The sequence below is a fragment of the Actinomadura sp. NPDC048394 genome, assembly GCF_040651755.1.
Taxonomy (GTDB): Bacteria; Actinomycetota; Actinomycetes; order Streptosporangiales; family Streptosporangiaceae; genus Spirillospora; species Spirillospora montaniterrae.
In genome coordinates this window covers 115456-135563 of the sequence record NZ_JBEZJL010000020.1, presented here as the reverse complement: position 1 = coordinate 135563, position 20108 = coordinate 115456, and the positions used below count along the sequence as shown (strand labels likewise).

The following is a 20108-nucleotide window of genomic DNA, read 5'->3' as shown; positions in this document are numbered from 1 at the left end:
CAACAAGGGGGAGTGGTCACCGCGATCGCCCAGCGGTGTGACGCCCCCCAGGGGGCCCGGGGGTGTTACGCGCGGCGCGTTCCCAGGTCAGCGCATGGGTGACAGGCCATGACACCCCGGCGTGACACCCCGCGTGACACCCGCCGTCGCGCCTGCGTGACACCCGCCGTGACCTGCCGTAACACCACCTCCGGTCGCCGACCGGGGACCCCAGTCCAGCCGCTCATGACGACGAGGAACAGGGAGATCCAGGTGAATCTCTGCCGCCCAGCCCGCAGCAGCCGCCCAAGCGCGGCCGCCGGCGGCCGTCTCCTCCTTGACCGGGGGTGGCTGTGATGGCGGCCGGCAACCCGGCGTCGGCCCGCCGCTGGGGCTGGGCGATCCTCCTGCTGACCTCCTCGATCTCCCTGGCCTTCAATATCGGCCACGCGCTGACCGAGGCCGCCGCCCACAGCGTGGCGGTCCCGCTCGCCGTGCTGTACGGCGTCGCCCCGGTCCTGGTCGCCATGATGCTGTCGCACCTGATCGCGATCCAGCAGGGCGGACGGCTCAAGCGCGCCCTGACCGGCGTGGTCTTCATCGCCGCCATGGCGCTGAGCGTCCGCGCGATCTACGAGGTCCTGGAGCCGATCGCCGGGCGATGGGGCATGATCTTCGCCGCCATGCTCGACCTCGCCAGCCTCCTGGCGCTCAACGAAGTCCTCGCCAGTACATCCGCCGCCACCGCCACTTCGCCCGCCACTTCGCCCGCCACTGTGGGCGCGGGCTCTGGCGGCCCGGAACGAAGCGGCCCGCCACACCGCCACGCCCCCGGTCCGCAACGGGTCCGCCAGACCGCCACGACGCCCGCCAGTTCCGGCCGCCAGAAGGCGGCTTCCGCTGCGCCCCGAACCCGCACTGGCGGTGCACCGGTCCCGTCCGGGACCGCCACAGTGGCGGCGTCGGCACCCGCTCGCCAAACGCCCGCCAGTACCCCGGCCGCCGACCCGGCCTCCAAGAACGGCGCTGTCCCGCCCACCGCGCGGTCTTCGCACAGCGCCACAGCCCGCACCGCCAAACCCCTCACCACCGGGGATACCGGCAGCACAGGCTCAAGTGGCGGTGCACAGCCGCCACAAGAAGCGCCCTCTGCGTCCGCCACTGGACCCGCCACACCGGGTGCCGAGCCCTCCCGCCTCGCCGCCCCGCCACACCGCCACACCGCCACAACCGAGGAGGCCGCCACACCCAGCCCGCACATCGGCGCCGCCACAACCGACCGCCACAACATCCGGGACCTGTCGGCCGACTGGCGGACACTGCTCACCGACGACGTCGCCGCGGCCGCCACAGCGTTCGTCCTCCACCGCGACGCCCAAGGCGCACCCCGCCGCGGCGCCGGAACCGAGTTCGCCGAACTCGCCCGCCAACACGGCTCGGACCTGTCGATGCGGCAGCTCCGCGACTACATCACCAAAGCCTGCAAGCAGATCGATCAGCACACCTGACCGTTCCCGGGGCGGGCGCCACTGGTTGGTAGCCCTGGCGCCCGCCCCCACATCACCCTCAAGGAGATGCACACCCATGATGACCCGCACCGAACTCGACCACGCGCGCGACCGGATCGCCGATGCCGTCCCCCAAGCCCGCGCGCTCCTGGACCGGCTGGCCATCGCCGCCTGCCAGCAGGACCCCACCCCGGTCGGCGGAACGCTGAACGACGTACGCCACCTCATCGAGGGCCTGGCCGCCGAAGCCGAACACGTCCTCAACGAGTACGAACGAACCCGCCACACCGCCACCACCCCAGCCGTCGCCGACCCCGCGAGGGCGGCCGCATGACCGACAAGACCAGCGCGTTCCGCGACCTCCACCAGCACGCCCTGGCTGACCAGGCCCGTGCCGCTTTCCGGTTCGTCCGCGCAGCAGAGCGAGCACAGCGGGAAAGCGAAGCCGCCCGCGACCTCGCCGCGTTGAACAAGCACCTGCAGAACCTGGCGATCCAGCCGGTGATGCACCCGGTGATCGACGCCGACGGAGTCGTGACGGTACTCATCTACCGCCTCCGGCAGCCTTCTCGTCCCGGCGACCGCAAGGACACGCGCATCTGGGCCTGTGCCCGTCTCGGCCGCATCTGGCTGCGGCGAGCCGACGACGGCCGCCACGCCATCGACGACGAACAGCCCTTCGCCGACCTGGCCGACCTCGGCCGGGTACTCCTCGAAGGCCCCGCACAGCCCCAGCAGAACGACGCGCTAGCACGCGCGGCCGAGATACTCAATCAAGCAACCGGTCTCCACGGCAAGAGATGCCTTGGACAAGCCGTCATCGGCCTGGGCTGGGCCATTCTGGCGTGTGCCGCTCAGCATCGCTGATACGACGTCGCTAATCACCGACGTAGTGGGGCCGTCCTCCTGGCGGAGGGCGGCCCCACTCGTTCACCCAGAGGTATGGGCTGGATCGGACTGTAGCTACAGTTCGCCTCTGCGCCATGCTTCGGCTTCGGCGTCGATCTGGTCGATGTCCGGCGGCGGTATGTAGATGGAGTTGACCCACGCGCCGATGAGGTCGGCTGCCTGGTCGATGGTGTCGGTGTCGATCGTGCCGTGGACGTGGAAGTAGGTGATTAGTGCGCCGGCGGCGGGCGCGCTGGCGTCGCAGGTCTGGCAGAGGACGACTTGGGTCGTGCCGTGGATGATGTGTCCGTCTGGCCTTTTGATGTCGTGGGGGACTCGGGCCGACAGCAGTCCTGATTCTCCGCAGGAGGGGCAGGCGGGCGGGTGCGCGGCGGAGACCACGTCGATGGGTCTGCCGCCGCGCTCGTCGTGCTGGTTTTCGGGGGTCATTGGCGGACTGCGCCGGCCCCGAACAGGGACTTGATGTCGCCGAAGAACGCTGAGGTGGCGTTCACCTGGAAGAACTCCAGGTTGTAGAGCTTGCCGCGGCCGCCGGGTCCCATGCAGGCCAGGTGGACTGGCGCTTCTCCGGGGTGTGCTTTCAAGACGCGCTTGAGCTCGAATACCGTCTCGTGGTTGATCTTTTCGTTCGGGACGCTGATGACGACTGGCGGTTCCTTACCGGTGGCTGCTGACACGTCCAGGACCTGCATCTCTTGCGCGTTCAATGAGACGCTTCCGTCGCGTTCGTTCGCTTTTCCCAGCACGCTGACGACGACGTCCTCGGCGAGTGCTGCGCTGTAGAGCTGGTAGGAGGAGGGGAAGAACAGCGCCTCGATCGAGCCGTGGAGATCTTCGAGCTTGATGATCGCCCAGGGGTTTCCTTGTTTGGTGACCTTGCGGGTAACGCTGGAGATCAGCCCGGCGAGTCGCACCATGCCTTGGCGGCCGCCGTCGGTGACGTCGGCGGTGGTGGCGTCGCGGTTCTTCTCCAGGATGCGTTCGGCGCCGTCCAGGGGGTGGGAGGAGACGTACAGGCCGAGCATCTCCCGCTCGAAGGCCAGCAGGGTCGCCTTGTCCCACTCGTCGCCTTCGGGGACGGCAACGGCGAGCGGTGATGAGGCGTCAGCGTCGTCCAGACCGCCGAATAGCGAGTCTTGGCCGTGGGCGGCGTTCTTCTTCTCGCTGATCACAGATTCGACGGCGGCCTCATGCACCATCATCAGCGCCTTGCGCTCGTGGCCGAGACCGTCGAAGGCGCCCGCCTTGATCAGCGATTCGATGGCGCGCTTGTTGCACACCGCGATCGGGACCTTGTTCAGGAAGTCTCCGACGTCGGTGTAGGCGCCTTGTTCCTTGCGGGCGGTGACGATGCCGTCGACGACGTTGTCGCCGACATTGCGGATGGCGCCCAGCCCGAAGCGGACGTCGTCGCCGACCGCGGCGAACACGCCGATGGACTCGTTGACGTCCGGCGGCAGGACCTTGACCTTCATGCGGCGGCATTCGCCGAGGTAGACCGCCATCTTGTCCTTGTTGTCGCCGACGGAGGTCAGCAGCGCGGCCATGTACTCGGCGGGGTAGTTCGCCTTCATGTACGCGGTCCAGTACGACACCATCCCGTACCCGGCGGTGTGGGACTTGTTGAACCCGTACTGGCTGAAGGGGACCAGGACGTCCCAGACGGCCGTGGCGGCTTCGGCCGAGTAGCCCTTGTCGGCCATCCCGGCGGAGAAGATGGCCCATTGCTTGTCCATCTCCTCCTTCTTCTTCTTGCCCATCGCGCGGCGCAGCAGGTCCGCGCCGCCGAGGGTGTAGCCGGCGAGTTGCTGTGCGATCGCCATGACCTGCTCCTGGTACACCACCAGGTGGTAGGTGGTGCCCAGGATCGGCTCCAGCGCGTCCTTCAGCTCGGGGTGGATCGGGGTGATCTCCTGTTGGCCGGCCTTGCGCAGCGCGTAGTTGACGTGCGCGTTGGCGCCCATCGGGCCCGGTCGCCCGAGGGCCAGGACGGCGGAGACGTCCTCGAATCGGGTGGGTGCCATGAGCTTGGTGAGGTCCCGCATCATCGAGGAGTCGAGCTGGAAGACGCCGAGGGTCCAGCCTGAGCGCAGCAGTTCGTAGGTCTTCTCGTCATCCAGCGGGATGTCGGTCAGCTTGACCTCGATGCCGCGGTTGGCCTGTACGTTGTGGATGGCGTCGCCGAGGATCGTGAGGTTGCGCAGGCCCAGGAAGTCCATCTTCAGGGCCCCGAGTTCTTCGCAGCTGGGGCCGTCGAACCCGGTGATGCGGGCGCCGTCGTCGGGGCGCTGGTGGATGGGCATCACGTCGATCAGCGGCTGGGAGGACAAGATCACGCCTGCGGCGTGGACGCCGGTGCCGCGGGTCAGTCCCTCGATGCCGACTGCGGTGTCCATGACTCGTTTGACGTCGACGTCGTCGGAGTACAGCTGGCGCAGTTCGGTCGCCTCGGAGTAGCGCGGGTGCTTGTCGTCGAACACCGCGGCCAGGGGGATCTCCTTGCCGCCGGCTGCGGGCGGGAATGCCTTGGTGATCTTGTCGCCGAGCGCGAAGGGGAGCCCGTGGATGCGGCAGGAGTCCTTGACCGCGGCCTTGGACTTGATGCTCATGTAGGTGATGATCAGCGAGACGTTGTCGCGGCCGTACTTCTCGGTGACGTAGGCGATCATCTGCTCGCGCTGCCGGTCGTCGAAGTCGAGGTCGACGTCGGGCATGGACACGCGTTCGGGGTTGAGGAACCGCTCGAAGATCAGGCCGTGCTCCAGCGGGTCCAGGTCGGTGATGTCGGTGACGTAGGAGACCATGCTGCCGGTCGCCGAGCCTCGGCCCGGGCCCAGCCAGATCCCGTTGTTCTTGGCGTACCGGCAGATGTCGCTGACGACCAGGAAGTAGCCGGGGAAGCCCATGTCGTCGATGACCTTGAGTTCGTACTCGATCCGTTCCAGGACCTCGGCCGGTACGGGGTCGCCGAACCGTTTGACCGCTCCGGCCATGGCCTCTTTGCGCAGCCACGTCGACTCGGTTTCGCCGTCGGGGATGGGGAACTTGGCGGCCAGGTCGCGGCGGGCGAACACCTCGTCGTAGGGGTCGACCATCTCGGCGACCAGGAGGGTGTTGCGGCATCCCTGCTGCCAGGCGTCGGAGGAGTCCACTGCCCGCATCTCGTCGGCTGTTTTGAGGTAGTAGCCCGATCCGGAGAATCGGAACCGGTCGGGGTCGGAGAGTTGCTTGCCGACGCCTACGCACAGCAGCGCGTCGTGCGCTTGGGCCTGGTCCTCGGTGACGTAGTGGGAGTCGTTGGTGACCAGCGGCGGGATCCCCAGTTTGGCGCTGATGTCCAGCAGGCCGTTGCGGACGTACCGCTCCATGGGCAGCCCGTGGTCCATCAGTTCCAGGAAGTAGTTCTCCTTGCCGAAGATCTCCTGGTAGGTCGCGGCGGCCTTCAGCGCCTCGTCGAACTGGCCGAGCCGAAGCCGCGTCTGGATCGCGCCGGACGGGCAGCCGGTGGTGGCGATGATCCCCTTGCCGTATTCGGCGAGCAGCTCGTCGTCCATGCGCGGGTACTTCTTCCAGTGCCCTTCCAGGCTGGCCAGCGAGGACAGCCGGAACAGGTTCCGCAGACCTGCGGCGTCACGGGCCCACATCGTCTTGTGCGTGTAAGTCCCCGAGGCCGACACGTCGCCGCCTTCGCCGGTCGCCTCGTTGGTCTTGCGCTGGTGCGGCTCGCCCCACAGCACGGGCTTTTGCAGGTACCGGGACTCGGGTGCGACGTAGGCTTCGATCCCCAGGATCGGCTTGATACCCGTCTTGTTGGCGGCCTTCCAGAACTCGTAGGCCCCGAACATGTTCCCGTGGTCGGACATCGCGACCGCGGGCATTTCGAGTTCGGCGGCCTTGGCCACCAGGGGGCTGATCTTCGCAGCGCCGTCCAGCATGCTGTACTCGGTGTGAACATGCAGGTGAGCGAACGAATCAGCCAACGCTGAGCCCTTTCACGCGGGCCGCCGCGCGAGAGCGGGGCCGGGTGCTGAAGACGACCCCATGAGCCTACGGCGATCAGCGGGGCTGGTGGGACGTGGCAGGGCTAACTCGGTCTTGATCGCACGAGACCCGGCCGGAGCCGCCCCTTGGGCGGGTTCCGGCCGGGCCGGTTGAGCAGCAGGTTCCTTTCGGGTGCGCGGCGGGGTCTGTGGGGCCGCTCACCCGACGGGGTCGGGCGTGTCGGTCAGGCCGTCGCCGGCAGCGGCGCGGTGGCGTCGTGGCGCAGGGCGTAGTTGTCCTGCATCCCCTTGTCGCACGGCGTCTCGGGGACGATCAGCCCGGCGTCGGTGGCGGCCAGGAGCTGGTCGACCTCCCCGTCGTTCAGGCCGTAGCCGAGGCCCGGGGCCTCCAGCCGCAGGCTGGTGGCGGCCTTCTCCGGGAGCGTCATGGGCATCTTCCTTTCCTGTCGGTGCCGGGTGGGCCCGGCACGGTGCGGGGTTCGCCGGCGGATCACCGGACGGATGAGGCGACCGCGACCAGGACGTACTGGCCGTGTTCGAGGGGGACGACGGAGGAGGTGAGCCAACCCGGGACGGCGACGTGCGCGCCGGCCACGGGCCGGATCATCAGCTGCCGTCCCCAGGGGAGGCCGGGCATCGCGGTCATCTGCGATCCGGCGCGGGGGTCGGCGAAGGCGATGGCGCCGGACTCGGTGTGGGTCGGGGCGGGGCTGGCCGCCAGCACCCACCAGGCGACCAGGTCTGCGGGGTGGCCGGTGGCGGGCACGTCGTGGCCGTGCCGCCAGACCTCCACCTGGATGTCGACGCTGCTGATCGCGGGCGCGAGGTCGGGGCCGTAGGTGTCGGCGAGCGCGTCGAAGGAGGCCCGGAACTGCGCGGCCGCGGCGTCCAGGTCGGTGATGATGTCGCCGGGCGGCAGGAGGTCCAGGGCCGGCCCGTCGGCGTCGACCTCGGCGGCCGCCTCCGACAGCAGCGCGGCGGGGTCGAGTTCGACGACGGTGACCGGGGTGCCCCAGTGCTGCCGGACGGCCGGGCCGGTGTCGCCGCAGGCGCGCCGATCCCGCACGGAGCCAGCAGCAGTCTGGGCGGTGGTGGGAGTGGTGAGCGTCATGACATCCGGCTCCAGCGCTCGTGGTAGGCGATGTTCCAGGCGATCGCGATCCGCAGGCGCGCGTCGGTCGCGGTCGCCTTCACCGAGTGGGGCTGCCAGCCGGGGAAGGCGATCATCCGGCCGGGGATGGGGGAGTAGCGGACGACGCCGGGGGAGGCGATCCGGCCGACGGCGGCCGGGCGGGGGTCGAGCATCTGCAGGTACCCGGCCTCGGTGTCGCTGCTGGGGTCGGCGGCCACGTACAGCACGCCCGACCATGCCGAGTCGTGGTGGGTGTGGGGCCGCAGGGACCCACCGGACCGGTACACCACGGCCCAGGCTTCGGCGTTGACGTCGTGGTCGCCGATTTCGGCGGCGGCGTCGCCCAGCACCGCGCGGGTCATCGCGTCGCCGGCGGCGGCGATCTGGACCTTGAGCCACTCGATCGAGGGGTGGTCCCAGGTCAGCATCGTCTGGGACGACTTGATCGCGTCGATCCCGCCGAAGTTGGCGGCTTGGGTGTCGGTCTTCTCCGCCTCCAGGATCATCTCCCGCAGGACCGGGAGGTGCTCGGCGGCGCCGGGGCAGTCGGCCTGGTAGACGGGGGTCCTCCACATCTGCATCACCGGCCGTCCGGTGGGCAATGCCGGTCCGGCGGCCGAGGGCCTCGGGGGAGAGTGATCGGTCACGGTCACAGCCACAGTCCTTTCTCTGGTGGAAGGTGCACGGTCCGGCCGAGTGGGCTATCCCGCGCGAGCCGAGCCGGGGTCGGTCAGGTGAGCGGCGATGTGGTCGCAGAGCAGTTGCCCGGCCGGAGTCAGGCGCCGGGCGGTGCCCAGGCATCCGGTCCCGTATGCGGTCAGAGCCCGTACCCGGTCGTGGTCTCCGGTCGCCCGGTAGAGGCGGATGAGGGCGGCGGCGACGTGCGCGGCGCCCAACGCCTCGTCCGGGCTCCGCCCGGCCGTTCCCGACGGCAGCGTGACCGTCGGCGCGTCCAGGGGTGCCAGGCGCCACATCTCCTGGATCAGGTACAGCCACTGGTGGGCGAGTTCGTGCACGAGCTGCTCGCGGAGCTCGGCGGCGGTGCTGAACGCGGCCTCGGCGAGGAGCACATGCTGCGGCCAAGCCCGCGACGACGCCGAGATCGCACCCCGGTCGGGGAACAACCGCGCGTACCGGACGGGCAGCCGCAGCAGCGGCATCCACGCAGGAACCAACTCTTCGAGTTCGGCGAGGCCACTGGTGATCGCTGCGCGGCGGACCGGAGGGAGCGGCCGGGCGGGCATCGGTGGCGAGTTCCGCAGCGCGTAGACCGCGGAGGGCGTCAACCACCCCTGCGGCGGCATGTCCCCCCGTGCGCCGCCCTGCTGCCGGGCCAGGGTGTGGCGGACGGCGGCGGCGCCGGCGAGCAGCCGCCCGTGCCGGAACCCCTCGTCCAGGAACGGAAGCCCGCCCAGCAGCCGAAGCGGGTCGGCGAGGTCGTGGCGGGTCAGCGCGGCGGAGGCGGAGGCCATCACAGAGGATCCCTTCAGCGGGCGACAGGAACGGTCGGCTCGGGAGCGGGCACGGTCCGCGCGTCCAGGAGTGGGTGATCGCGGAGCGGCGTGTCGTCCAGCCCGAAGGCGATCACCGCGGCGCCGGCGCGGCGTCCGGTCTGCAGGCACGGCAGCGGCCACGGTCCGTCCGGCCGCGGTGCGAAGTAGACCTGGGGCGGGTGCGCCAGTGCGGCCAGCAGGCCGGGCCCGCAGTCACGCCCGTCGTAGCTGTCGTAGCTGAAACGGGGGTGGCCGATGTCGAAGTCGTGGACGACCGCGACCGCGCCGCCAGCCGCCGCGCAGGCGGCCAGCAGTTCCAACTCCTGCTCCAGCGGCCACTGGGCGCCCCAATGCGCGTCGAGGAAGAACAGCGGGCGGGTGCGGCGGCCGAGGACCTCGGCGACAAGCCGAGGAGAGTCGCGGCACGTCACGGTCGCGTTGCCGTGGTGGGCGAGGCGGCGTCGCGTGACAGCGACGTGGCGCGGATCGACGTCGCAGGAGTGCACCGGCAGCCCCGGGTACCGAGCCGCCAAGTAGTAGGTGGTGTCACCGACGAAGCAGCCGGTTTCGCAGATCGCATCGCACCCGAGCGTGCCGATCAGCTCGTCCACCAGCAGTGCCAAGTGAATGTCGAACCCGAAGGGCCCGCCGCCGTCCGACAACCGGATCTGCCCGACCCGAGGAACCCGGTAGAACACTTCGAAGGTCCGTTGAACGTCCGACTCGGTCACCGCCATCACCGCCTGCTCACCAGAGGTCGCTGCGGTTCCACACAACGCCCCGCCGCCCGCAGCGGCTAGAGGCCGGCGTGTCTCTCGGTGTCTCTCCTCGCCCGCGTGACCACGCCCTTCCGACGGCGGCGGGAACCGGCCTGCGCGCAAGGTTGGCCGGGCGGCGGCCGCCGCCCGATAGTGGGCAGGGAGGTGTCAACGACGATGCCGAGGCCGCGCACCAAACCGATCACCAACCCGGAGTTGGCCGCCGTGATCCGCCGAACCGGCGCGACTTACGCCGCCTTCGCCCAGCAGGTCAACACCGTCGCCGCCGAAAATGGGTATGCCACCCGATACAACCGGGGATCCATCGCGAACTGGCTCACCGGCCGAACCCCGACCCCGCAGGCGATCCCCTTCGTCGTCGAGGCCGCAGCCCGGTTACTTGGCGCCCCGCAACTGGGCTCCACGGACCTGGGCTGGCCCGATACCGGGACGGCCCCGCAGAGCCCGTGGACGGGAGACCCCGCGACCTGGCTTGACCACCTGGGGAGATACGACATGACCGACCTCGACCGGCGCTCCATCCTCAGCGCCGGGGTGTTCACACTCACCGCCGCAGCGATACCCGCCGCGGCGGTGAGCGGCGCAGGCGGAACTCCCACCGGAGCAGGCACCGCAGACGCTGCCCGCATCAAAGAGATGACCGCCCTGTTCTCTGACATGGACGACCGGTTCGGAGGCGGTCACGCCAGAACCGCAGTGGCCACCTACCTTTCGGGACACGTCGTCCCGATGCTGCGCAACGCCTCCGGCCCGAGCCGGGCAGCCCTGTTCGCCGCCGCCGCAGACACGGCATATCTCGCCGGGTGGATGGCCTCCGACGCCGGCGCCTGCGGACTCGCACAGAAGTACTACATCCAATCGGCACGGCTCGCCGCCGAGTCCGGCGACTACCGGCTGCAGGCACGCACATTGCGCGCCATGGCTCTGCAATGCGTCGAACTCGGGCACCCCACCCACGGCCGTGACATCGCCGAAGCCGCCGTGCGCTCCCTTCCCGCCAGCGCGCCACCGAGACTGCGGTCATGGTGCACCGCCATGACCGCCGAAGCCAGCGCGGCCGCCGGCGACCCCCGCACCGCCCGCACCCTGCTGAGGACCGCCGAACGCGACCTCGAACGCGCAACCTCCGCCCAGTCCCCCGACTGGAGCGGCTCCTCCTACTCACACGCCGCCCTCCGCCACCAGACCGGCACCACGCTCGCCAACACCGGAGACCTGGCACCCGCCGAAGAACACCTCGCCGCATCCCTGCCCGGCCGCCCCAGCAACCAGCGTCGTTCTCGGGCGCTCATCGGGACCAGGCTCGCCGCCCTCCAGGTCCGCCGGCACCGGCCAGAAGCAGCCGCACTGACCATCAAATCCATGCTCGACAACCTGACGATGGTGGAGTCCGCGCGCGTCAATCACGAACTGGAACGTCTACGAACGGACTGGAGCGCCGCACGAGCCGACCCCACGGTCAACGAAACAGACCAGGCCATCGCCAGACTCCTCCATCGCCGCAAACGCCGCAGCGAATAAGCAGGAACGTTAGAAGCTGATCCTCCGAAACGTATCGCACAACATTGGAGCGGCTAGGGGTTAGCCGCCAACGACGATCCCGCGGTTACGCTGATCTCCAGGGCCCCGACCACCCAACCGGTCGCGTCACCTGACGAGGAGGACGATGTGGAACGTCGCCAGTTCCTGTCCATCGCCGCGGTGACGCCGATCGCCGCCGCGCTCCCCACCACATCCCCCGGGCTCGGCGCACTCGATGAGATCCGCGGCCGCATGAGCACCGACCTGCGGCACGCCCTGCCCACCCACGAAGTCGACCGCTGGCAGAGCATCGCCGCCGACCACGTCGCCGACTACGGCACCATCGCCCCCGCCGCCCTGCTGCACCGCATGGCCCCCGACCTGGCCGACCTCGCCGACCTGGCGCGCTCCTATCCCCGCGAACGCGACCTCAACCTCACCGCCGCCCGCCTGTGCGGCCTGGTCGGCGCACTGCACACCGACCTCGGCAATGACCGGCCCGCGCGGGAATGGCTGCACACCGCCGCCGGATACGCCCGCCACTCCGGCGACCTCACCCAGCGGTACTGGATCGCCATGGCCCAGGCCATGGGCGCCCTCTACGCCAAACACCCCAGCCCCGCCCGCGTCATCAAGATCGCCCACGACGCCCGCCGCGAACTCGGCGACGCCACCGCAGCGCCCGCCGCGCAACTCGCCGGCCTCGCAGCCCGCGCCCACGCCGCGCTCCCTAACCACGAGCAGCAGGCCCGCGGCGCCCTCGACCAGGCCCAACGTCTCTTCGACCGGCTCACCCCCGCACACACCGACGAACGCTTCTGGGGCTTCCCACCGGCCGAAATGCTGATGTACCGCTCGCAGGTCCTCACCCGCATCAACGCCCCCGAAGCCTGGGACGCCCAAGACAGCGCACTGGCCGCCTACCCCAGCAACGACCCGATGGACCGGCCCCTCATCCTCCTGGACCGCGCACGAATGCTCGCCGCACGCCGAGAAGCCGACGCCGCCGTCCACACCGCCACCAACGCACTGGAAACCCTCACCCCAGACCTGCGCGTCCCCCTGCTCATCGACCAGGCACAGACACTCGCCCACGAACTGCGGCCCGTATCGCCGAACATCGCGGCCCAGTACCGCGAGCACATCGCCGCCCTAGCAGCCTGACTCGAGGTCCACCGGACAAGTAGGCGCGGTAAAGCCCCGATCCTCCGAAACGGGCCTACACGCCGACCTCAGCGCGTCACGACCCACGCCCGGCCGCCAGCCGACGCACGTGCGCGCGGATGCGGTCACGATCCTCGGGGAACACGCTCTCCCACGTCTCCTCCAACGAGAACCACCTCGGCGGCTGACCGTCTTCCCCTATTAGGGGTACGTCGCGGCCAATGAGGGCGGCGTACGAAAGACTCAACGTCGCTGACCAGTCGGCACGGAAGGAACGAACAGCCACGGCCGCCGGGGCCGTCATGAGCTCCCCTCGCAACCCGGTCTCCTCCCGAAGTTCACGCACGGCAGTCGCCCGCGGCGTCTCCCCCGGCTCGACCGTGCCTCCAGGCGGAACCCATCCGCGAACACGATGCTCGACCAGAAGCACATGTCCGAGGGCGGGATCCACAACCCACGTCTCAGCGGCAAACGGCTCCATCGGCAGCCGCCGGACACGGCAGTCCAACCACGCCCGAGCCCCATCGAACTCCACCGCAGCGAGACGAGCATCGGCGATCGCCGCTTCTAGCGTCACCTGGTCCTTCACCCAAGTCACCCGTAACTCCGACTGATCGCGACCGCGCGGTGTTGTTCGGAAATGATCGGCAAGGTCCGCTCGGTCCTCCATACGAGGAAAAACGTCAACGGCCCGCACTGGGCGGGCCGTTGCGTGCTGCTTACGCCGGCGTACCGGGTGCCAAGGTTTCCCCTGGCAGTAGCGAGGCCATGCTATCGGTCGGCGGTGTGAGCGGCATCAGGGCTTACAGGCGACCCCGCAGGGCAACCAGGTGTGTGACGGGTCAACCTCGCTGGGATTCTTGCTACCCCACAGGTCCACGTACGAGATATCCGCCTCAACTCCGTCGCGTGGGGCCACATAGTTGAGGCCAGTGAAGAAGCGGGCGATCTCGGCGATGGTGCGGAAGTGGAGCCCTGAGGGGGTGTTGCTGTAGACCTCCTTGAAGCGTGCGACTTTCTGGGCGTCTTGCTTGTCAGCGGTGACGTGAGAGAGCGCGAGATAGCTCCCCGGAGGGACCGCTTCCATGTACTGGCGAATGAGTCCTGGCGGGTTGTATTCGTCACCAACGAAGTGCCAGATGGCGATGTGCATGTACCCGACCGGCTGAGTGAAGTCGATCAGGTCACGAACTTCCGGGTGCTGGAGGATGGACTCGGGGTTGCGCACGTCCCCATCGACGTAGATGGCGTTGGTCTCGCCTCGCTTGCGGAGGATTTCCCGTGACTCCTCCAAGACCACCGGGTCGTTGTCGACGTAGACGATCTTGGCGTCGGGGTTTACGGTGTGCACGACTTCATGGGTATTCCAGGCGGTGGGTATTCCGCTCCCGACGTCGATGAACTGCCGTACGCCTGCACGGGCGATCACACCGGCCGCTCGCTGCAGGAACACGCGGTTGGCGTGTGCCATGTAGTGGGCCTCGGGGATCTTCTCCAGGACCTTGAGCGCAGCTTCCCTGTCGGCGGGGTAGTGGTCGCGGCCGTTGAGGAAGAAGTCGTACATGCGCCCAGGCGTGGGGACGCCGGGGTCGGAGAGGGACATGCGGGAGTGAGGCTGCTCCATGACTTGTCCTTGCGTCGTGAATTCTGTTGTGATCGAAAGCTTGAGATGGATCTTAGAGGCCTCCACTGGAAGGCGGAGGCCAAACCCTAAATGTCGTAGTCCCCAGCCCTGATCGCGTCGGTAAGGTTGCGCCAGCTGGATCGGCTTAGGGTCAGTATTCCGATCTCTGGGGCCTTGGAGTCCCTCACGCCGACGCTGCGGCCATCGTCCGCGACTTCAACGCAGTTCCCCGATGCCTGCGTCGATCGGGACGCCTTGCGCCACACCATGTCACGGGGCGCCTTACGGCCGGATTCATTAGTCATCGTTCATACTTTCTAGCGTCTTGGTCAGCCACTCGGCTGTGTTCTGTGGTGAGAGCGCTTTGCTCTGGAGCCAGGCCCATGCCTGGTCGTATGGGGCGATTCTGGCCTTGTCGGTCTCGACTCGGGCCTGGCCGGTGACAGAGCCCTCGATGAACACTCCCGTAGAGATCATTTCGTCGTCGAAATCGCAGGTGAACCACGATCCCAGCGCGGGGTGCGGTCCGGCTCGAAACGGCACGATCTGGATCGTCACCGGGTCGGCCGGCGAGAGCAGGCGCGCGATCTGGGCGCGGCGGACGGCGACGCCGCCGGGCATGCGAGCGATCGCCATCTCATCGACCGTGAACGTCGCTTCGCGGAGGACGCCGCGGGTGAAGACCTGCTCTTGGCGGCTCATCCGGAGCCGGACGCCTTCGTCGATAACAGTGGGGGAGGCGTTGGGCTCGGCAGCCTTCATGATCTGGCGGGCGTACTCGGGTGTCTGGAGCAGACCGGGGATGGCGGTCAGGTCCCAGGCCCTGATCCGGACTGCGGCGATTTCCATGCCCAGTAGCTCGGCGGTGGCAGCGGGCCATGGCCCGCTGCCGTTCCACCAGCCGGGTTCATCTGCTCGTTCGCGCAGTTCCTCCAGCTCGGCGCGCTGTTCCGTCGGCACCTCGTAGTAGTCGCACAGCGCCCAGAGAGTTACCCGGTTCGGGAGGACCTCGGCCTTCTCCCACCGGCGAAGGGTGGCCGTATGGACATCGAGCTTCTTCGCGACCGCTGACGCCGTCAGGCCGGCCGCCTCTCGTGCCTGGGCGAGTCGCCTGCCGAGCAGCCACCCGCTGAGCACCGGTCCTGAGTCCGTCCCCATGCTCACGTGTCTACATGGCGCCCCTGCATTATGCAACTCACATTCTGCTTCCGGAAGTGAGCACGATGCAACCTTCTGTCATGTTAGTTGCATAGAGCGCTTGACATGATGCGTGACGCGTAGCACTGTTTCGATGGCAGTCAGGGCACCTCAAGGCTGCTGTCAACCAGCGGGCGCCCCGACTCATCGGAACCTGAGCGGAGGACGGTGAGCACGGTGCGGCATCGGCGCCCCAGAGCACTCTGTGGCTCCACGCACGGGCGCCCAACGCGTCTCCCGCCGGACACCCCTTCCGCTGGCCAAGAGCCCTGCAGTGCGGCCGCACCGCCACGATCTGGCGGCGCCCCCGAACCGGGACGGCCTCAGCGGCATGACGTGCTGGCCGCTCAGCTCTCGCAACTTCCTTACTTGGCCGACAGGCCCGCAGACCGGAGCCGCACGGTCATCCAGTCGGCGGCCAACCCCGCTCACGCCGCTCTACCCAACTCCCCGTGGCGTCGCAGCACGCGGCGCCGCGCCCCGTACCTCCAGGAGTCCTCATGCTCGTGTCATCTCCGCCGTCATCAGATCAGCGGTTGCTGCCAGAGTGGATCTTCCGGCCCAGTTCGACGACCTCCGATGTCGTCGAACTGTCGCTGCCTGCGCTGAAGACGTCGGTCGCCAGGGCTCGCCGGTTCACCGCTGACCAGTTGGCCGCGTGGGGGATGGGCCCGGAGTTGATCGACGACTGCACGTTGGTCGTCAGCGAGCTGGTGACCAACGCACTCGATGAGCTGGCCCGCTCGGGTGTCACCATCGGGGACGCGGAGTCCATGGCTCAGGACGTGGTTCAGGAATCCGGCGAGCGGCACCGGGTGGTGTTGCAGGTATTGCGTGCACAGGACGCGTTCTACGCCGCCGTCTGGGATCCCGGGGACGGCAAGCCGGCAACCCAATCGCAGAAGGACGGGCTCTGCTCGCGTGGGCGGGGGCTGGTCATCGTCGATTGCTTGGCGGATGACTCGGGGGTCTTCGTGTGCCCTCTGGGCGGCAAAGCGGTCATCGCCGGATGGCGCTGGCCGTCCTGACGAGCACCCTGCTCACCAAGCCCACGATGTGCTGACCTAGGAAGGACTCTCGGCCATGGCCGAGCCGCGCCCTGCAGCAACCAAGCGGGAACGTGACCAGCTTCGCGAGCAGATGCTTGCCCGGGGAGCGCCGCACCGTCTGATCAAGGACGAGATGATGCGTCGGTGGGGAGATCGCCCCCGCCAGGCCTGGCGTCATGCACATGGATGGTCGGCCGACATCACCGCAGACCGATTCAACCGTCTGCATGACCGAGACGGCCGCGCGCCGATGTCGGGTGATCGGATCGGGAAGTACGAGCGCTGGCCCACCGGCCGTGGAACGGCCCGGCCGACGCCGCATGTGCTGCAGCAGTTGGCTGAGCTCTTCGGCACCACCGTCTCGCAACTGGTCGATGACGCAGACCTGCGAGCAATGCCCCAGGTCGAACTGCAGACGATCGTCGCGCTGTCCAGCGTCCAGGACGGACCGGCCACCGCTCCCCCCGAGCCCAGCCAGGGGCCCGCCGCCATCACTTACGCTGAAAGGGACGAACGGGACGTCTCTGTTCTGTTAGACCCGCGCGAGGTGGTCACCATGGCAGCGCACGAGGGCAGCGAGCGGGCCGAGGAAGCCGAACGCCGCGACATCGGCGATGCCACACTGGAACAGGTGTGGTCCGACGTGCAGCAGCTCTCACACGCGTACATGACCGGCGATCCGCTCTCGGTGTTCATTGAAATGAACCGCGTGCGCCGCCGGTTGTATCGGCTCCTGGAGCGTCACCTGTGGCCACGGGACTCCTCACAGCTCTACTTCCTGATCGGCACGCTCAACGGGCTGATGTCGGCTCCGGCGTACAACCTCGGCAATGCACGCGCAGCCGAGGAACTCATCAGGGCGGGCTGGGCCTACGCGACGGTGATTGACCATCGCCCGCTGATGGCGCAGTTGCGTTTGGAACTCGCCGGCATCAGCTACGCGCGAGACCCCCGCCACAGCCGACTTCTGGCCAAGGAAGGGCTGGCCTTGCTGTCGAGCGGCCCCAACGCGGCGCATCTTCATCTCAAGGCCGGGCGGGCGGCGGCACGACTCGGCGACGTCGACGCGGCGCGCCAGGCGATCTCCGGCGCCCATGAGGCCGCGAACCGCGACCATCGCGACGACATGGTCGAGATCGGCGGCCTATTCCATCTCTCCACGGCCAGCCGCCATTTTCTAGCAGGCGAGACGCTGCTGGAGCTGCCTGGCGCCGAAGCCGAGGCCATTGCCGAACTAGAGCAGGCTGTAGCTCTGTACGCGGCCGGTCCGGCACCCGGAGAACATCACCACCACGGCTACACCTCCAGTAGCCGTGTGGACTTGGCCGCCGCCAGGCTCCGTGCCGGAGCCCTCGATGGAGCGCTCGACGCTCTCGAACCAGTCCTCTCCCTGCCGGAGGACAAACGGGTCGGTCAGGTACTGCGACGTCTTACCCGTGTCCGCCGCGAGCTGGCAGACCGCCGGTTCTCTGGCCAGTCGGCGGCGGCCCGTCTCGACAGCCGCATCGAAGCCTACGCCCAGGAGACCATCGTGGAAAACCTCAACGGCCTGGTGGGCTAACCACCCGCTACTGCGTTACAAGGGCTCGGACGGTTTCCGTCCGAGCCCTCAGTGTTTACTCGTCGCCTCGATCGACGCCAACTGAACGCTGTTCCCTGCCCCTCGCGGCATCGCCGAACAATCAAGCATGGCCACGACGAGAGATCTCTCGTTTTCTCGCGTTCCCGCAGGTCATCGCCTATCTCGGTTGCGCGATTTTCCAATAAGCCCGATACCTGGGCACAGGCACTTCCCTGAAGTTGACTGTGCGCTTAGCCGCAGTCGTCGATCACAGTTGTGGAGAACGTCAGTGCCCAACTCGGCCGTCAGTCTGGTCGATGCCGCCGAACCTCATCGACCAAGGGACCCGCAAGAACCGGTCACGACGCAGCGGCGCCACCACCCGGACCAGGCGTGTTTCGCGTGACCGGTGACGACGTCCACGGCACAGACTTCGGCGCCGGCCCCGTCCGTGTGATCGACACTGCGGTGCCGAATTCCGCCCGAGTCTGGGATTACTGGCTCGGCGGCAAGGACAACTACCTGGTGGACAGGGATGCCGGGGACGCCTACGTAAACGGCTTCCCGGAGATCATCGACCTGGCCCGCGCGCAGCGCTTGTTCCTGCAGCGCGCGGTCGGGTATCTGGCAACTGAGGGCCTCGACCAGTTCCTGGACGTGGGGGCTGGGCTGCCGGCCGTGGACAACACCCACGAGGTCGCGCAGCGCGTCGTGCCGGACGCCCGAATCGTCTATGTCGACAATGACCCGCTCGTGCTGGCCAATGCCCGTGCCCTGCTGGTCCCCCTTGGCTTTCGGGGCGTGACGAGCGTCATCGGCGCTGATGTGCTGAACCCCGACGCCATTGTGGAGGAGGCCCGGGAGACGCTGGACTTCTCCCGGCCGGTTGCGGTGCTGATGCTGGGGATTCTGGGGCACGTTCCCGGCGGTGCCCAGGCCCGCGACATCGTGCACCGGCTGGTGGCGCACCTGGTGCCGGGATCGCACCTGGTGGTGTGCGACGGCATCAACGCCAGCCCCGCCCACGAAGCGGCGCAGGATGCCTATAACCGGACCGGTGCCGCCCCATACCAGCTGCGGACACCCGCGGAGATCAGCGGCTTCCTTGACGGCCTGGACTTGGTCGACCCAGGGGTGGTGGCCCCCGACCGGTGGCGGCCCGAGCACCCGGACCTGTGCGGTAGCGCTGCGGTCGAGGCCCGCGCCGGCGTGGGGCGGGTGGCATGACCGGCATCGCGGGGTTCTGGGACCCCCATCTGCCCGCCGACCCCGCCGACTCCGGCTTCGACTGGGCGGCGGCCAAACGCGATCTGTACGGCGACGATATCGACCCCACGACGCCGGCCATGGTGCGCGTCTGGCACGCACTGTGCGGCGGCAAAGACTGCCTCCCGGTCGACCGCCACTTCGGTGACTTCGCCCAGCAGGTCAGCCCGCAGCTGGTCCGAGCCGCTTTCGACCGGCTGGCGTTTCGGGCCCGTGTGACGCGGACTCTGGTCGGCGAGTGCGGTGTCGGGCAGCTGCTGGTGGCCGGGACGGACCTGCCGTTGATGTGCGACGAGGTCCATACCGTCGCACAGGCAATCGACCCGACGACGCGTGTGGTTTACGCCGACACCGACCCGATCGTCGTCTTGATGGCCGAGGTGCAGCTGCACTCTCCCTGGGCGGACACCTGCGCCCATATCAGCGCCGGGCCGGGGGAGCCGGAGGCACTGCTGGCCGCCGCCATGACGGTTCTGGACCCGGCGGAGCCGGTCGGCGTGCTGCTGATCAACAGTCTGGACTGCCTGAAGGAGGCCGCGGCCGCGCACGCCATGGAGGTGATGCGCGCCCGCCTTCCGCACGGCAGCTACATCGCGGTCTGCCAGCTCACCGGCCAGACCAGCCAGCGGGTGGCGAGCCTGGGCACGCTTCAGGACCGGCCGATCCCCGGCCTGCCCCGCTCTCGGACGCCCGCCGATGTGGGCGCCCTGTTCACCGGCGAGTTCGAGGTCGTCGCGCCCGGCATCGTGCCCGCGTCGCGGTGGCGGCCTGATCCCTCCCCCTCGCTGCTGGATCCGATCGGCGGCGGCCCGGCCGATCTGTGGTGCGGCGTCGGCCGGATCTCGCCGCGACCAAAGCGGGGGATGTGGAGGTGACGCCGGTCTTCGTGGTGGCCGCCTATGTGGCCCGTGCGCCTCATCTGGTG

20 protein-coding genes are annotated in these 20108 nt (G+C 68.7%); 9 read left to right on the top strand and 11 right to left on the bottom strand.

Features of this window, described 5'->3' with window-relative positions:
- The first annotated feature begins 335 nt into the window (after positions 1–335).
- From AB0C78_RS16835 to AB0C78_RS16825, 3 genes are all read left to right on the top strand, one after another.
- Positions 336–1487: a hypothetical protein gene (locus AB0C78_RS16835; protein ID WP_360748140.1), complete on the top strand. Its 1152-nt coding sequence runs from the start codon at positions 336–338 to the stop codon at positions 1485–1487.
- Positions 1488–1563: 76 nt separating this feature from the next.
- Positions 1564–1821 (top strand): hypothetical protein, encoded by a 258-nt coding sequence (locus AB0C78_RS16830; RefSeq protein WP_360748137.1) that lies wholly within the window; start codon positions 1564–1566, stop codon positions 1819–1821.
- Complete coding sequence (locus AB0C78_RS16825; RefSeq protein ID WP_360748134.1) at positions 1818–2354, top strand: hypothetical protein; 537 nt, start codon at positions 1818–1820, stop codon at positions 2352–2354. Before AB0C78_RS16830 ends, AB0C78_RS16825 begins: the two co-directional genes overlap by 4 nt.
- A gap of 96 nt (positions 2355–2450) precedes the next feature.
- On the opposite strand, the gene AB0C78_RS16820 is transcribed toward AB0C78_RS16825, so the two are convergent.
- The 7 genes from AB0C78_RS16820 to AB0C78_RS16790 form a co-directional block, all read right to left on the bottom strand.
- The gene (locus AB0C78_RS16820; RefSeq protein WP_360748131.1) at positions 2451–2825 is read right to left on the bottom strand and encodes a DUF6300 family protein; all 375 of its coding nucleotides are present in this window, start codon (positions 2823–2825) and stop codon (positions 2451–2453) included.
- The gene (gene dnaE / locus AB0C78_RS16815) at positions 2822–6376 is read right to left on the bottom strand and encodes a DNA polymerase III subunit alpha (protein ID WP_360748128.1); all 3555 of its coding nucleotides are present in this window, start codon (positions 6374–6376) and stop codon (positions 2822–2824) included. The genes AB0C78_RS16820 and dnaE overlap by 4 nt, the downstream gene beginning before the upstream one ends.
- A gap of 245 nt (positions 6377–6621) precedes the next feature.
- A complete protein-coding gene (locus AB0C78_RS16810) occupies positions 6622–6825 on the bottom strand; it encodes a hypothetical protein (RefSeq protein WP_360748125.1) in 204 nt (67 codons plus the stop codon).
- A 62-nt stretch (positions 6826–6887) separates the two neighbouring features.
- Positions 6888–7508 carry a hypothetical protein gene (locus AB0C78_RS16805; RefSeq protein WP_360748122.1) on the bottom strand — a complete coding sequence of 207 codons (621 nt, stop codon included), beginning with the start codon at positions 7506–7508 and terminating at the stop codon, positions 6888–6890.
- Positions 7505–8104 (bottom strand): putative 2OG-Fe(II) oxygenase, encoded by a 600-nt coding sequence (locus AB0C78_RS16800; RefSeq protein ID WP_360748119.1) that lies wholly within the window; start codon positions 8102–8104, stop codon positions 7505–7507. The genes AB0C78_RS16805 and AB0C78_RS16800 overlap by 4 nt, the downstream gene beginning before the upstream one ends.
- A gap of 126 nt (positions 8105–8230) precedes the next feature.
- Entirely contained in the window at positions 8231–9001 is a 771-nt protein-coding gene (locus AB0C78_RS16795; protein WP_360748116.1) for an HEXXH motif-containing putative peptide modification protein, read from the bottom strand.
- Between the two features lie 14 nt (positions 9002–9015).
- A complete protein-coding gene (locus AB0C78_RS16790) occupies positions 9016–9759 on the bottom strand; it encodes a hypothetical protein (protein ID WP_360748113.1) in 744 nt (247 codons plus the stop codon).
- Between the two features lie 186 nt (positions 9760–9945).
- Here AB0C78_RS16790 and AB0C78_RS16785 point away from each other — a divergent pair, with 186 nt between their 5' ends.
- Together AB0C78_RS16785 and AB0C78_RS16780 are read left to right on the top strand one after the other, a co-directional pair.
- Complete coding sequence (locus AB0C78_RS16785) at positions 9946–11322, top strand: hypothetical protein (protein ID WP_360748110.1); 1377 nt, start codon at positions 9946–9948, stop codon at positions 11320–11322.
- A gap of 147 nt (positions 11323–11469) precedes the next feature.
- Positions 11470–12486: a hypothetical protein gene (locus AB0C78_RS16780; RefSeq protein ID WP_360748107.1), complete on the top strand. Its 1017-nt coding sequence runs from the start codon at positions 11470–11472 to the stop codon at positions 12484–12486.
- 76 nt (positions 12487–12562) lie between these two features.
- On the opposite strand, the gene AB0C78_RS16775 is transcribed toward AB0C78_RS16780, so the two are convergent.
- From AB0C78_RS16775 to AB0C78_RS16760, 4 genes are all read right to left on the bottom strand, one after another.
- Positions 12563–12967, bottom strand: coding sequence for an NUDIX domain-containing protein (locus AB0C78_RS16775; RefSeq protein WP_360748170.1), 405 nt, complete (start codon positions 12965–12967; stop codon positions 12563–12565).
- Positions 12968–13282: 315 nt separating this feature from the next.
- Positions 13283–14110: an SAM-dependent methyltransferase gene (locus tag AB0C78_RS16770; RefSeq protein ID WP_360748104.1), complete on the bottom strand. Its 828-nt coding sequence runs from the start codon at positions 14108–14110 to the stop codon at positions 13283–13285.
- Between the two features lie 86 nt (positions 14111–14196).
- The gene (locus AB0C78_RS16765) at positions 14197–14379 is read right to left on the bottom strand and encodes a DUF397 domain-containing protein (protein ID WP_360748167.1); all 183 of its coding nucleotides are present in this window, start codon (positions 14377–14379) and stop codon (positions 14197–14199) included.
- A gap of 28 nt (positions 14380–14407) precedes the next feature.
- Positions 14408–15268: a helix-turn-helix transcriptional regulator gene (locus tag AB0C78_RS16760; RefSeq protein ID WP_360748101.1), complete on the bottom strand. Its 861-nt coding sequence runs from the start codon at positions 15266–15268 to the stop codon at positions 14408–14410.
- A 539-nt stretch (positions 15269–15807) separates the two neighbouring features.
- Between AB0C78_RS16760 and AB0C78_RS16755 the strand changes: the two genes are divergently transcribed.
- The 4 genes from AB0C78_RS16755 (at position 15808) to AB0C78_RS16740 (ending at position 20058) form a co-directional block, all read left to right on the top strand.
- On the top strand, positions 15808–16335 hold the full coding sequence (locus AB0C78_RS16755; protein ID WP_360748098.1) for an ATP-binding protein: 528 nt from the start codon (positions 15808–15810) through the stop codon (positions 16333–16335).
- A 55-nt stretch (positions 16336–16390) separates the two neighbouring features.
- The gene (locus AB0C78_RS16750; RefSeq protein ID WP_360748095.1) at positions 16391–17917 is read left to right on the top strand and encodes a hypothetical protein; all 1527 of its coding nucleotides are present in this window, start codon (positions 16391–16393) and stop codon (positions 17915–17917) included.
- Between the two features lie 402 nt (positions 17918–18319).
- The gene (locus tag AB0C78_RS16745) at positions 18320–19144 is read left to right on the top strand and encodes an SAM-dependent methyltransferase (protein ID WP_360748092.1); all 825 of its coding nucleotides are present in this window, start codon (positions 18320–18322) and stop codon (positions 19142–19144) included.
- Positions 19141–20058, top strand: a complete 918-nt coding sequence (locus AB0C78_RS16740; protein WP_360748089.1) for an SAM-dependent methyltransferase — start codon at positions 19141–19143, stop codon at positions 20056–20058. The genes AB0C78_RS16745 and AB0C78_RS16740 overlap by 4 nt, the downstream gene beginning before the upstream one ends.
- Positions 20059–20108 lie beyond the last annotated feature (50 nt).